This is a genomic window from Bradyrhizobium sp. USDA 327, assembly GCF_041262065.1.
GTDB classification, from domain to species: domain Bacteria; phylum Pseudomonadota; class Alphaproteobacteria; order Rhizobiales; family Xanthobacteraceae; genus Bradyrhizobium; species Bradyrhizobium liaoningense.
Window position 1 is genome coordinate 6457023 of record NZ_JBGCCW010000001.1, and the last position, 12907, is coordinate 6469929.

At 63.6% G+C, this 12907-nt stretch carries 17 protein-coding genes and 1 pseudogene; 3 read left to right on the forward strand and 15 right to left on the reverse strand.

Translation table 11 applies throughout. From position 1 onward, the window contains the following. Positions 1 to 41: 41 nt before the first annotated feature. A pseudogene (locus ABIA42_RS30590) lies at positions 42 to 477 on the forward strand (DDE-type integrase/transposase/recombinase); the annotation flags it as partial. 242 nt (positions 478 to 719) lie between these two features. Here the strand turns inward: ABIA42_RS30590 and ABIA42_RS30595 are convergent. From ABIA42_RS30595 to ABIA42_RS30660, 14 genes are all read right to left on the reverse strand, one after another. Next, entirely contained in the window at positions 720 to 1160 is a 441-nt protein-coding gene (locus ABIA42_RS30595) for a CopG family transcriptional regulator (RefSeq protein ID WP_370118169.1), read from the reverse strand. A 7-nt stretch (positions 1161 to 1167) separates the two neighbouring features. Further along, positions 1168 to 3147 carry a conjugal transfer protein TraG gene (locus tag ABIA42_RS30600; RefSeq protein ID WP_370118166.1) on the reverse strand — a complete coding sequence of 660 codons (1980 nt, stop codon included), beginning with the start codon at positions 3145 to 3147 and terminating at the stop codon, positions 1168 to 1170. 41 nt (positions 3148 to 3188) lie between these two features. Beyond that, on the reverse strand, positions 3189 to 4928 hold the full coding sequence (locus tag ABIA42_RS30605) for a relaxase/mobilization nuclease domain-containing protein (protein WP_370118163.1): 1740 nt from the start codon (positions 4926 to 4928) through the stop codon (positions 3189 to 3191). 356 nt (positions 4929 to 5284) lie between these two features. Then, entirely contained in the window at positions 5285 to 6205 is a 921-nt protein-coding gene (locus tag ABIA42_RS30610; protein ID WP_370118160.1) for a lytic transglycosylase domain-containing protein, read from the reverse strand. A 4-nt stretch (positions 6206 to 6209) separates the two neighbouring features. Continuing rightward, positions 6210 to 6545 (reverse strand): DUF736 domain-containing protein, encoded by a 336-nt coding sequence (locus tag ABIA42_RS30615; RefSeq protein WP_370118157.1) that lies wholly within the window; start codon positions 6543 to 6545, stop codon positions 6210 to 6212. 34 nt (positions 6546 to 6579) lie between these two features. Beyond that, on the reverse strand, positions 6580 to 7125 hold the full coding sequence (locus ABIA42_RS30620) for a S26 family signal peptidase (RefSeq protein ID WP_172645925.1): 546 nt from the start codon (positions 7123 to 7125) through the stop codon (positions 6580 to 6582). Further along, a complete protein-coding gene (locus tag ABIA42_RS30625) occupies positions 7122 to 7640 on the reverse strand; it encodes a DUF2840 domain-containing protein (RefSeq protein WP_370118153.1) in 519 nt (172 codons plus the stop codon). Before ABIA42_RS30625 ends, ABIA42_RS30620 begins: the two co-directional genes overlap by 4 nt. Then, positions 7637 to 7891 (reverse strand): hypothetical protein, encoded by a 255-nt coding sequence (locus ABIA42_RS30630; RefSeq protein WP_370118151.1) that lies wholly within the window; start codon positions 7889 to 7891, stop codon positions 7637 to 7639. Before ABIA42_RS30630 ends, ABIA42_RS30625 begins: the two co-directional genes overlap by 4 nt. After that, the gene (parA, locus tag ABIA42_RS30635; RefSeq protein ID WP_370118148.1) at positions 7888 to 8526 is read right to left on the reverse strand and encodes a ParA family partition ATPase; all 639 of its coding nucleotides are present in this window, start codon (positions 8524 to 8526) and stop codon (positions 7888 to 7890) included. Before parA ends, ABIA42_RS30630 begins: the two co-directional genes overlap by 4 nt. Further along, entirely contained in the window at positions 8523 to 9620 is a 1098-nt protein-coding gene (locus ABIA42_RS30640) for a replication initiator protein A (protein ID WP_370118146.1), read from the reverse strand. The genes parA and ABIA42_RS30640 overlap by 4 nt, the downstream gene beginning before the upstream one ends. A 14-nt stretch (positions 9621 to 9634) precedes the next feature. Further along, a complete protein-coding gene (locus ABIA42_RS30645) occupies positions 9635 to 9886 on the reverse strand; it encodes a helix-turn-helix transcriptional regulator (RefSeq protein ID WP_370118143.1) in 252 nt (83 codons plus the stop codon). A 205-nt stretch (positions 9887 to 10091) separates the two neighbouring features. Further along, on the reverse strand, positions 10092 to 10607 hold the full coding sequence (locus tag ABIA42_RS30650) for a DUF2285 domain-containing protein (RefSeq protein WP_202633087.1): 516 nt from the start codon (positions 10605 to 10607) through the stop codon (positions 10092 to 10094). Positions 10608 to 10668: 61 nt separating this feature from the next. Further along, complete coding sequence (locus ABIA42_RS30655; RefSeq protein WP_370118140.1) at positions 10669 to 10878, reverse strand: transcriptional regulator domain-containing protein; 210 nt, start codon at positions 10876 to 10878, stop codon at positions 10669 to 10671. Positions 10879 to 11016: 138 nt separating this feature from the next. Next, the gene (locus ABIA42_RS30660; protein WP_161532355.1) at positions 11017 to 11280 is read right to left on the reverse strand and encodes a DNA -binding domain-containing protein; all 264 of its coding nucleotides are present in this window, start codon (positions 11278 to 11280) and stop codon (positions 11017 to 11019) included. Positions 11281 to 11520: 240 nt separating this feature from the next. Here ABIA42_RS30660 and ABIA42_RS30665 point away from each other — a divergent pair, with 240 nt between their 5' ends. Further along, positions 11521 to 11754 carry a helix-turn-helix domain-containing protein gene (locus tag ABIA42_RS30665; RefSeq protein ID WP_161536890.1) on the forward strand — a complete coding sequence of 78 codons (234 nt, stop codon included), beginning with the start codon at positions 11521 to 11523 and terminating at the stop codon, positions 11752 to 11754. A gap of 162 nt (positions 11755 to 11916) precedes the next feature. Beyond that, entirely contained in the window at positions 11917 to 12333 is a 417-nt protein-coding gene (locus tag ABIA42_RS30670; RefSeq protein ID WP_161532356.1) for a hypothetical protein, read from the forward strand. Positions 12334 to 12454: 121 nt separating this feature from the next. Here ABIA42_RS30670 and ABIA42_RS30675 read toward each other — a convergent pair whose 3' ends face one another. Next, positions 12455 to 12781 carry a DUF736 domain-containing protein gene (locus tag ABIA42_RS30675; RefSeq protein ID WP_370118134.1) on the reverse strand — a complete coding sequence of 109 codons (327 nt, stop codon included), beginning with the start codon at positions 12779 to 12781 and terminating at the stop codon, positions 12455 to 12457. Positions 12782 to 12907 lie beyond the last annotated feature (126 nt).

Genomic DNA, 12907 nt, shown 5'->3' on the forward strand with positions numbered 1-12907 from the left:
CGCCCCGCCCCGCACGAGGCCAGCCGATTGAGTTCGACTGCCGGCGCCGAAGAGACTCGCGCGCTGCGCAGCGGCTCATGAAGAAGCTCTTGAAATCCGCCGGCACGCCGCCGCGCGTTGTGATCACGGACAAGCTCCGTTCGTACGGCGCTGCGAGGGCGAAGATGGGCTTTCACGTCGAACATCGCCAGCACAAAGCTCTCAACAATCGGGCCGAGAATTCTCATCAGCCGACGCGGCGACGCGTGCGGATCATGAAGCATTTCAAACTGTCCCGTCAGGCTCAACGGTTTCTGTCAGTTCACAATCCGGTCGCGAACCTTTTCCACATCCCCTATCAGGGAGCCGTCACTGCCGACTTCCGTCGCGCTTCGCGCGAGCGAGCCTTTGCGACTTGGCGCGAGATCTCCACGACAAGCGCTATCGCCTAATCTCGAGCCTTTGAGAAGCGTCTCCTTCAGCTCGGCGGTCGATTAAGTTGACGATGCCGCGGCTTCGGGCTTGCGATATATCTCCTCCCGACAATTGTACCAAGGAACCTCCGAGGCTATCCTCTACATGGCGTGTGTTGTTGTCATTGTGGTCTGCGTCGGTGGGCTATCCCGTTGGACACAGGTTCAGGAACAGTCGCGAAAATCCCGATTTTCGGAGGTCCGAGGCCGCCATCCAATTCACTGGCTTACTTTTTCGATTGGAGTTCGACCACCGTCGCGTACTCCCTAGTCGCCTTGAGACGGGCCGGTCTGCTGAGCATCCTCCGGTATTTCCTGCCGCAGTTTCGGGCCCTGATTGAGTCGGCGGCCCAGAGCGGCCACGAAGTTATCATAACGTGCTCCCGCTTGTGCCCTTGCGGCCATGGCGGCCGGTTCAGGAAGTGGCGGTGTTGTCGTGAGCCAGAAGCGGATGAAGAGAGCGATGGTCTCGACTGAAATTCCAACATCCCGCTCAAGGCGCGCGATCCGGCGGTCGATCTGGTCGAGTCTCTTGGCAGTAGCAGCCTCCCGCCGCTCGTCAGCGTCCGGAGACAGAAAGGACGCAATGGCAGCTTCGGCGATGAGCGACAGCGATTGCTCGCGCCGGGCGGCATAGGCCGACAGCGCCTTCATGACATCAGGATCGAGATAGACCGACATCTGGACTTTTTTCTGCGCTGCGATCATGCCTGCCTCACAATCCAAGCTCATCGCCGGGATCGAGCGAGGCCTGCCGCGCGACGCCCTGCATCATGTCGTTCATGCGCCTGATCCGCGGGGCATCTTCATCGAACTCGTCGGCGAGGTCAGGCGTGAACTCGTTGTCGAGCGGTTCCTTCTTTTCCACGATATCTCGATCCAGTTCCGGCTGCCGCCGGCGATCCGCGGTCTTGGGATCTTCGTCCGTCTGGACATCGGTCGACACCTCTAATGCCGTTGGGCGCGGCAGCAGTGGCCGTGAACTCCAGTCGTCCAGCCGTCGGTCGTTGGGTGTGGTCAGCGTCGGCGGCGGCAGGATGCGCTCCTGGAATCTCGCGTCCTCGTAGTAGCGCGCCTTCTTCGCTCGAATCGGATGGAGACCCGACATCATGACGATCTCATCTGATGGCGGGAGCTGCATCATCTCGCCAGGCGTCAGCAGCGGGCGGGCGGTCTCCGATCGCGACACCATGAGGTGGCCGAGCCAAGGTGCCAGCCGGCTGCCGGCATAGTTCTTCATCGCCTTCATCTCGGTCGCGGTGCCGAGTGCGTCGCTCACCCGCTTCGCGGTCCGTTCATCGTTGGTCGCGAAGCTGACCCGGACGTGACAGTTGTCGAGGATCGAGTTGTTTGGCCCATAGGCCTTCTCGATCTGGTTCAGCGACTGGGCGATCAGGAAGCTCTTGATTCCGTAACCCGCCATGAAGGCCAGCGCGGACTCAAAGAAGTCGAGCCGGCCGAGCGCGGGGAATTCGTCGAGCATCAACAGGAGACGGCGCCGGCCGGCCTTGGCCTGGAGATCCTCGGTCAAGCGACGGCCAATCTGATTGAGGATCAGACGGATCAGCGGCTTGGTGCGGTTGATGTCCGACGGCGGCACCACGAGGTACAGCGTGGTCGGCCGGTCGCCGCCGACGATGTCGGTGATCCGCCAGTCGCAGCACCGTGTCACTTCAGCCACCACCGGATCCCGGTAAAGACCCAGGAACGACATGGCGGTGCTCAGGACGCCGGAGCGTTCGTTGCCGGACTTGTTCAGCAGCTCGCGGGCAGCGGAAGCGACCACGGGATGGACAACGGCCTCACCGAGATGCGCGGTCCGCATCATCGCGGCGAGGGTCGTCTCGATCGGCCGCTTCGGATCGGACAGGAAGGCTGCGACGCCCGCGAGGGTCTTGTCTTGCTCGGCATAGAGGACGTGGAGAATCGCGCCAACCAGGAGGGCGTGGCTGGTCTTCTCCCAATGGTTCCGCTTCTCCAGGCTGCCCTCCGGGTCCACGAGGATGTCGGCGATGTTCTGGACGTCGCGTACCTCCCACTCGCCGCGGCGGACCTCCAACAATGGGTTGTACGCCGACGACTTCGCGTTGGTCGGATCGAACAGAAGCACGCGGCCGTGCTGGCTGCGGAAGCCGGCGGTGAGCTGCCAGTTCTCGCCCTTGATGTCGTGGACGATCGCGGAGCCGGGCCAGGTCAGCAGCGAAGGGATGACGAGACCGACGCCCTTTCCGCTCCGGGTCGGCGCGAAACACAGCACGTGCTCCGGTCCATCATGGCGGAGGTAGGTGCGCTCGAACCGGCCGAGCACGACGCCGTCGGGCCCGAGTAACCCCGTCTGCTCGATCTCCTTTGCCTCAGCCCATCGCGCGGAGCCATAGGTCTCAGCGTTCTCTGCTTCGCGGGCGCGCCAGACCGACATGCCGATCGCGACAGACGCGGCTATGATGCCGCCGGATGCGGCGATTAAGGCGCCTTCAGTAAAGATAGAGGGCGCATAGGCATCGTAAGCGTACCACCACCAGAAGAAGGCCGGCGGGAGATAGAAAGGAAAACGGAGCAGCTCGAACCAGGGCTTCCCGAGTTGCGGCTGGAAGCCGAGCCGCCAGGCCGTCCATTCCGTTGCGGCCCAGATCGTCAGCAGGACGATCGCAAAGACCGTGATGACCTGCCCCCAGAGAATCTTGGTCGCGGACATGGCCGCCGCCCTTTCCTGACGTCGGGGATTGGAGAGATCGTTCACAGGCCGAGCCCCCGACCGCGCCCAAAGCCCCAATCGACGCCACCGTCGTCGCGGGCGACGCCGGAGACATGCCGGCCGAGCTGCTTTTCGAGTGAGGGCGTCCAGGGCACAAGCTGGAAGCCCAGCCCGTCGTCGACCATGGCGAAGCGGCCGGAGGCGAGCGCGAAGCGCTGCCGATAAGCACCGGCGACATATTCACCGGCAGCCGACGGGTTGAACGGCTGGCCGGTCTCGGCCGCGAGCTGCTTGCCGAGATCCTCTAACTCCCGCCGGCGCAGCGTACCGATGAGGTTCTTCGCGAAGACCAGCCCACGCGCCTGGCGTTCTGCGAGGCCCTGCTCGATGAGCTGCTCGGCCCGCCGTTGCATGGCGTCGCGGACCTCGGCGCCAAAGCCGCCCTGGCCAAGCGCCACCGGATCGCGCGCGACCGCCTGCCGGTCGAGCCATGTCGCGCCACTTGCCGTCACCTGCGCTTCGATCGAGAGATCAGAGCGGACGGCAAGCGCCACGCGACGCTGTCCTCTCGCATCATCGAACTTGCGGAGCTCGACGATCGAGCCCGGTGCGCTGTCGCCGGCAGCGTCGAGGTCAGGCAGCCTAATGTGGTGAGTACGGCCGTCGACGCCATCGATCACAGCATAGACGTTCCCCCTGAGTTCGTCGTCGAGACCGCGATCGACGAGGCGTCCGATGACGGGAACGTCGAGGCTTTCACCAGATAGCACGTAGCTCGCGCTCCCCCGCTCGATGCCGCGTTCGGTCAGGCTGCGGTGGATGCGCTTGATGATGTCGCCGCGTTCGCTGAGCTCGCGCAAGGTCGTCTCGGCGCCCTCGTCCATGACCCATTGGCCGGGCCCGAGTTGATGCGCGAGGCCGAGGCGCTCCAAGCGTCGCAGCCGGCCGACCTTCAACACATGGAACTGATCGGGCGGTTCGGCCGCATTAGGTGCAAGATAAATGACCCCATGCCGGTCTGCATCGCGAACCAGCTGGCGGTCGAGCTGTGTCCAACGCTCGGCTTCGACCTGGCGCTCAAGCGAGCGGTGGATGTCGAGCTCGGAACGCAGTCCAAGCTCCTGCGTGATCAGGTCCTGCGCGCGGGCGCGCATCCCCTCCTTGATATAGTTGCGGGAGATGACGAGGTCCTGGCCGTCCTCGGCGACGCCACGCACGATGATGTGGACGTGCGGGTGCTGGGTGTTCCAATGGTCGACGCCTGCCCAGTCGAGCTTGGTGCCGAGGTCCGCTTCCATCTGACCGACCAACTCGCGGGTGAAGCCCTTAAGGTCGGCCATATCGGGCGCGTCTTCGGGCGAGACGATGAAGCGGAAATGGTGGCGGTCGTTCTGACAGCGCTCGGCAAAGGCCTTCGGATCAGCATCCTCGGTGTCCGGGCCGAACAGGAGGGCCTTCTCCCCGTCCCGGGTGACGCCCTCGCGCCGGAGATAGCCGAGATGCGTGGCCAGCGGCGCCGACCTCGCTCTATGCCGGACGACGCGGGTCTTGATCGTCACCAGACGCGAGCGGCCGGTGAGCAGACGATTTGCCCGCACGCTGGCGACCCGACCCCGGCCGAAGCGCGAGTGACGATGGTTGGCTAGCTGGCCGGCTCGCGCAATGCCACCACCGGCGCGCTGAGCAGCCGCAAGCGCCTGGGCGATGAAGGGCTTGGCCCGCTGACTTCGCGAGGAGCGGATGCGGCCAGGCCGGGGCTGAAAATCGCTCTCTTCAGCCATGGCCGGCCTCGACAATGTGGGCAATGCAGAATCCGTGCAATGAGTTGATAGTGGGGCGCACATTGCGTGCCGAAGCCGCACATTGCCGGATCAGAAAAAAAACAAAGCAACAACAACCGACCGATCGAGCCGCACATTGCGGCCTTTTATCTCGCCCTCGTTCGGTCGTTGCCTGCTGGTCTCCCTCGCCTGCTCTTCCCTTTTCGCCGATCGGCGCTGAAGTACGCCAGGGCCCGAATTCACATCGGATCGCGATGGCGCGCCGCCATTGCGCGACAACAGCCGAGATTTCCGCAGTATGGGCGCGACGGGACAGCATAGATCGGCATCCTTATTCTTTTGGCGACACCGCGCATTCATTGCGGTCGCCCCGCTGTGGAGAGCGCGACGAACAGGCCTTCTGATTGCGGAGCGATGGCCGAGAGATCGTGCACAGGAGCGACAGCCGGCTTGTCGTGCGTCGGTCGATCGAATGCAGCTGGCGCGGCGGAGGACGGCTCGTCAACGTGGCCGAAAAAGAGCGACGCCTGAGTCCAGGATGAACGAGAGGGGGCCGCGACGAGGAGAGGCCCTGGCGTCCTCTCCGCATCGACAAAAGGGACAATGGCTGCGACATAGGCTGTCGTCTCGGCGGGAAGTGGACGATGTCTATCGCGAAAATCCTCGTAGCGGCCGGGACCTGCATTGTAGGCCGCGAGGAAGCCCGGCGAGCCGTAGCGGTCGTGGAGTTCACGAAGGAAGGCGGCGCCAGCGAGAATGTTGTCATGCGGATCGAAAGGATCGCGTCCGAGACCATAGCGAGCGCGCATGTCCTCCCAGGTCTTGGGCATAAGTTGCATCAGACCGAGTGCGCCTTTAGGTGAGAGGGCACGCCGATCGCCGTTGCTCTCGATGCGCATGACGGCACGAATCCATGCAGTCGGAATGCCAAAGCGCAGCGCAGCTTCTGCCACATAAGTGACATAGCGGTCGCTCGCAGGTTGACCGCGCGCCGGCGCTCTCTCTGCGGACACTGCCGGCATCGTGCCGCCAATCATCAGCAGAACGGCTATCAGGAGCATGGCAAAGCTCGCCGCGTCTCCGCCATGACGCGAGCAAAACGTCATGCTCTCGTCCGTCAAGGGTATGCGCGGCGGGCCGCCCCGCCCTTGACCGCTGGTCTGCGCGGAGGCCGACTGACGTTCGAGCGGGACGAAGGGGTGAGATGGCTTTCCTCCGAATAAATAGGTGGACCGTTGATTCGCCCGGTTGCCGGCACGCGCGACAGGATCCTGCATGCGATCAGTCCCGATCGGCGCGCTGGGGCAGACGATTCCAGTTCAGCGTCCAGGCCGATTTGTCGTCGCCCGACTGGAAGAGATTGGCGCGGATCGGCCGCGGAAGCGTCGGGTCGTCGATGATGAGCGAAACGTACTCGCCGGCCTTCTCTCCGGTGCGCTTCCAGCCCGCGCCGATCTCCGGGCCGTCGGCATCGCCGAGGCGGATGTGGTAGTCCGGCGCATTCTCGGCATCCGAGGATTCGACTGGGGTGAGGGTGAGAATCCGCTCGAAAAAGAGCGTTTGAATGCGGCCGGTGAAGGTAGACTTATCGCGGGTGAACTGACCGATTTGCGTCATGGGAATCCTCCTTGGTTGCTGGGTGGGAAGCGGGTCAATGGGTGGCGGCGCGCCAGACGAAGCGGCCGTCGCCGGCCTCGTCGGTCCAAAGCGGGACCGCGCGCGCGACGATCGAAGTGACGGGGAGCGGTCCGAAATAGCGTCCGTCCAGGCTGTCCGGGACGGTCGGGTTCATGAGGAAGACCTCGCCCGGCTCGAGGGTGTGGCAACCGCTCCAGCGCGGCAGCGGACGGCCGAGATGGTCACGATCATGTGCGGCGCCGGCTTCGATGTGATCGACGGTGACGGCGTCGTCGGACCGGCACACGGTCTGCCCGGGCAGCGCCATCACATGCTTCAGCAGCGGCACTCCGTTCGGAAGAAAGCCGCGATCAGCAAGGAATCCCGCGATCGGCTCCGGTAGCCGCACCACGACCAGCTCCAGGGCGTGCAGCTCTCCAACTGGATGCAGCGCGTAAAACCCTGTCGGCGTGCTCGCGGTGGCATTCCAGATCAGCCGCGGCGCGGGATGAAAGAACGCCAGGCCGCCGGCGGCCAGCATCGCTATGTACGTCACCATGACGTAGCCGAAGGGGGTCATGGCGTGACGCTCCGGCGCTTGAGCCAGGCCACATGCTGCTCGCGCGTGTAGGCGCGCGGCTCGTGGCCGGCGGTGAGGCGGTTGTGGAGATGTCGCCAGTATTCCGGCGCGACGTCGGCCGGATCGATGTTGAGCGCCTCGATGGCGTCGACCGCCTGTAGCACACGCTCGACTTTCGGCCAGCTGTCGACACGCAGCAGGATCTCGCCGCCGGGCCGCACGAAGGGCAGCGTCTGATAGGGCTTGCCGACCTCCATGGCGCGCACGATGTCCATGCGTGAGATGACAGTGCCGTAGTCATTCGATGCCCAGCGCACGAAGCCGAAGATGCTGCCGGGCGTAAAGCTCGATACGCTGCGGCGGCGGTCGAGGATCTTCTCTTCAGTGCGCCGGCCGAAGCGCAGCCAATGCTCGATCCTCTTCTCGATCCAGGTTAGTTCGACTTGAGTGAGCGCAACGCCGCGCCGATGCGAGGGCGGCACAGCACGCGGCGGTAAGGCCTCATTGTCGTTCATGACAGCTCTCCGGCATCAGTGGGGAATTCGCGCGCCAGCAGTTCGCGCAGCATGTCGGCGACCGTGACGCCGCGTTGGAACGCAGCGACCTTGACGCGGCCGCGCAGCGCTGGCGTGACGTCGATGGTCAGGCGCGCGGTGAATGTGGCTGCGTCATCCATGCGACGTCGCGGTGCGTCGCTGGCCTTGATCCAGCTTTCGACATCGCCGGGTCGCGAGGCGAAGCCGCGCTTGGTGGAGCGCTCCCTCATGGTGAGATCCTCGCGACCTCGGCGGCGAGCGCGGCGATCTCGCGGGCGGCAGCGCTCTCTTCGGCAAGCTCGAAGACGAGTCGGCCGGACTGCGCGGCGTCCGCGAAGACGGCGCGCTGGCCGATCGTGCTGACGAGCACCGGCGGATCGTGATCGGCGAGAGTTTCAGCGGTTTCGCGGGCGATGACCGTGCGCGCGTCGCAGCGGTTGAGCACAAAGCGCGCGGCGAGCTGCGGGCGATAGATACGGGCCTCGCGCAGAAGAGCGAGCACCTCGGCCGATGCCCAACCGTCGAACGGCGACGGCTGCACCGGAATCAGCACGAGATCTGCTGCCAGGAGCGCGGAGCGCATCAAACCGGCAACGCGCGGTGGTCCGTCAATGACGACATGATCGGCGGTGCGCGCGATCTTCGGCACCTCGCGATGGAGCGAGTCACGCGCGAGGCCAACGACGCCGAACAGCCGTACGACGTTTTCCCGCGCCCGCTGCTTCGACCAGTCCAATGCCGAGCTCTGGGGATCGGCATCGATCAGGGTCACACGCTTGCCGCGCAGCGCCCATTCACCGGCGAGGTGAAGAGCGAGCGTCGTCCTGCCGACACCGCCTTTCTGGTTAAGGAGCGCGACGATCATCTCCTGCCTCCCGCCTTGTCGTCGAGAAGGGGCAGAGATGGTTGACTTGGGAGCTTGGTCGACGGCGGGTCAGCGAACGACGACGCGTCGGCGTTATCCGCAAGACGCACGAGCCCACTACAACAGTTAGATTCTAAGTTAGACTCTAAGTTAGACTCTAAATAAGAGTCATGCGTGCGAAGTCCCGACAGGCCTGCGTGCGAAATACCGATACCGCTTGCGTGCGGAGTCCCGAGTGCTTCCACAGCACTGCCCACAGGGGATGTGGATAATTTTGATGGCACAATGCGGAGCAGTTCGCGGCGCGCCTCGCGTTCGATGTGCAACTGGTAGCCGGGAAGCGGCTGGCGTACCGCGATGCGCCGGATCTGCAGCGCGAAATCAGAGACACGCACCAGGCTGCCGGATTTCGCGTGAAGGTGTGCGATCTCGAAGATCCAGCCTTTCGGCTGTCGGCCGGCATGCTTGCGCGCGACGCGGTAAAGCCAACGCTCAATCCCGCCAGTCAGGCTGAAGTAAGCGGGATCGATCGTGAGAACGAGTGAGCGATCTATGACGCCGCGATAGAACCAGTCAGGAAGAACAAATTCCATCCCTTGCACGCGGCCATCGCGCCGCGCGCATTCTTCCCATTCGTTGATCCCGGAGAATTGGTGGCGCCGCCAATGCTCGTCCTGCCGGATGCTGGTGCGGATAACGGTCGCCTGCAGGCGGGCCAGCGCGCCCTTCAGGAGCTTGTAGTCGCGGGCCCCGGTCCGCCGGCCGACTGCGGTCAGAAGCTGGTAGGGCGTGAAGCGCAGGAAACGCGAGGTTTTCAGACCAAGGTTCTCGGCCTCGACAATCTGGCTTGCCGCCCAAATCAGCACGTCGGCATCCCAAATGGTCGCCATACCGTGCTCTGGGACTGCATAGACCTCGACGCGCACGTCGCCGGCCTGGTAGACGATCGGCGCCGTCCGCTTGGCCTTGGCAAGCGAGAAGAATGGCCGCTCCATCAGGTCTCGCTGGTCGCGCGGGCTGGCGTCGCCGGTGGCGACAACGAACGGGTCGAGCTTGCTTCGCTCGCTGGAAGTGATGAGGCGACGCGACGACATGCCGAGCCCTGCCCCTAGCGATGCGCGTGGCTAGCGGCGCGGGCCTCCACGTAGCGCGGATCCGACGTTGAGCTGCAGGCGGCCCGATCGGCCCAGGCTTCGAGATCGCCGACGGCGTAGACAACGCGACCGCCGAGCTTGCGAAAGGTCGGGCCATTGCCATGGCAGCGATATTTCTCCAGCGTGCGTGGCGAGATTCCGAGAAGGCGCGCGGCCTCGGGGGTGCGCACGTAGCGCGTGGTAAGCTGCGCGGGCCTGTCGAGCATGGGAGATCTCCGTCTTGCCTGAAAGCGCCGCAGCCAAGGCGCGGCGTGTCGGGGCCAAAATGGCGGAGAGTTCGGACGTTGGGGGTGGACGAAAGTTTTTGAACATGCGTGTCCCCCCGTTTGCGACCAGGCGAGCCCGGGCGCTACCAGCGGGGCGCAGGCTAACGTCGTCACGGCGGATAGCTTGGAGGGATCGAAGGGCCGGTCAGAGGCCGCGCAGGAGTTTCAGATAGCCCCGTTCGACCAGGGCGATCGAATCGTGAATGAGCCGGTTCGCCTTACGTCGGGCATGCGAATCCTTCCATTCGACCGAACGACGCTGGGCATGGTCGGAGGCGAGCACCTTCGCTGCCACGTCTCGCGGACCGCCGCCCAGGTCGTGAACGTCGAAGGCGTGAAGGAGCTGAATCAATCGCCGTTTCTGAAAGGGCGTCAGCCGCAGGGCCGCTGGTAGAAGACCGATACTCTGGCCGTCAAGCCGGCGGACGAAGTGTAACGCGACGTCGAGCCGCAGCTCCGCCATGCTGTCGATAGGCAGAAGCACGGCGGGACGTCGTACGCCCTGCTCGTCACGCAACCGGACATGAAGCTCACCCGATCCGTCCGCAATTACCAGTTCGCGACCGTCGGGATCCGTCCACTCGAGGAGCGACTGCCCAAAAGCACTGCGGTCGATGGAACGAAGAGCATCGAAACCCGGCGGCGCGGGCTCCAGGAGCAAAGTTCCAGGTGATGCCTCGGGCAGCCAGATGGTTGGTTCTTGCCCAACAGGAGCGGCGGGGTCATGGGCGAAACCGCAACCTCCATCGCCGTGCGAAAGTCGCACGAAGGGTCTCGGCATCACCGCCGTCACGCGCAATCTGGCGCTGCGTGTGGGCGAACTCGCGGCGGTATTCAGCATTGCGGCGGAGGAATTCGAGGGCGAAGCCGGGGCGTTCAAGGCGATTCAGGCGTTCGATGGTCTCCGGCGAGCGCCAGTACTGGGTCGGCATGGTGTTTCCTCTCGTTTCTTGTTTTGTCGTCCCGAACGAGGGACACGCCACGATCCGGAAAGACCCTCCGGCAAACTAGACCCAAAGGTTGCATCGCGCGTGATCGCAATTTGCGTAAGAGGAGAGCGCGGCGCCTCCTCACTGCATCCGCGGTTCCAACAGATACCGATAACCTGCTTCCGTCATCCATCTGGCGCGAGCGAGGTGGCTGTCATGGACAATTTTGGCACGATCGGGTTCTCGAGCAGGGTCGAGACCAAAGATCACCTGGACGACCTCACGCCAGTCGGCGCCCTCTTCTTCAGCCATTAACAACCGAAGATAAATTGCAAGATGTTGCTCGTCATAGGCGTTGACGCGGGCGGTCAACGGCGGCTGATCCTGGAATGACACCTCGTTCATTGCGATCATCCCCTTCCGATCGAAGCAATGCGTTGCACAGTTCCAGGTACTGCGAAACTTTCGCAGAAGGCGAAAGAATCAGGAGACGTTTTGTCGCGGCGCGATGCATGGGACGCATCACGGCGCTCCCCGGAAGCGGTAAACCAGGCCCAACCCCAGAAGAAATGAATAACATGGCGTCGCATGAATCGGAACGATCGTTCCTGGAACGATCGTGCCGGTGTGAGTTCCCTTGTCGCCATGGATCTCAAGGAGATCATGGCGATCAATCTGCGTCGGATACGCCATGTGAAGAAGATGACGCAGGAAGAGTTGGCCGATCGCGCCGGACTGAGTGTCCGTTACATCGGTGCAATTGAACGCGCCGATGTATCGGCCAGCGTGACAGTGCTCGGCCGAATCGCGGAGGCGCTAGGCGTCGAAGCAACCGATCTGATTAAACGAACGGCGGTTCATCCTCATTCGGCTCGCTGACAGAGTGTATTTGTGCTGCATCGTCGCACTGACACGTTGAGAACCAACTCCGCGTTTGCGTCACGCACAAGTGGATGGGCGGCTTCGGGCAAATCTGCTCTGCTTGCAAAGGCACGTGCTAGCCAAAGGAACTAGAGGGCATTGGACGGATGGAAAGCTACTATGACCTTATACGAGCACTTGCCAGCCGACATCCGCGAAGTCGTGGACGCTTACGTCGCGGACCTCAGGCCCCAACCTTGGCGAATTCGCTTCCTCTTGCTGATTGATCTCCTTCAAGAGAAATTGGAGACCGGGGCCACCGCTGGGCAGTGGCGTCTGCTTCAACAATGGACCGGCATAGTGACGGCAATCTTGGAACACTTGCCGCCTGACAGTTCGGTCGTCGAATGTTTGGGGTTGATGAGCATCAGCTTCAACGACCAATGGCGCGCTCAAGCGCTCGGCCAGATCGAGCGGGATCCCACGGTGCTGGATCGTTTGGTTGCAGTTTGCCCTGACTGGGAAGACATCGTCGAAACCGTGTTGGAAGCTAATCAAAGACGGCCGATCAAGGCGGGACAGGTCCGCGGTCGCTGATCGGGACTTTGCTCCGCCGTCCACACCTGCTCCGTCGCCACGGACGGAAGCTCTGCGCGGCCAGCTCTTGAGCAAGGCGATGCCCCGCCCGGGCCAGCCGGGCGAGGCATCTTGGGTCGGGTCAGTCGCCGTTGCGACGGCTGGGGCGGGACCAGATCAGGCTGAAGCCCTCACCGTCCTCGTCGGCGAAGAGGTTGGCGAAGATCGGAGCGGTGAAGCTCGGATCGTCGAGCTTGAGACCCAGATAGTCGCGGCCCTCGTTGGAGCGCTTGGACCAGGCGGCCCCGATCTCCACACGGCCGACATAGATCCGGTGGCTGGGGGCGTTGTCGGCCGAGCGGGTGGTTTCGGGGACGATGCGGACGTTCCTGGCCTGGACTGAGAGAGTGACGATTTCGCCGGTGAACTCGTTGTCGCCGGTCTTCTTGAAGGTGCCGATGGTCGCCATGGTAGTTCTCCTTGATCTCTGTTTTCCGAGCCCGCACCTTGCGGCCTCGATGGTGATCGACAGGCCGGAGGCGATCGACGGCGCACCCCGCAGGGGCTCGACAGCAAAGGAGGAACTTTCTTGTCT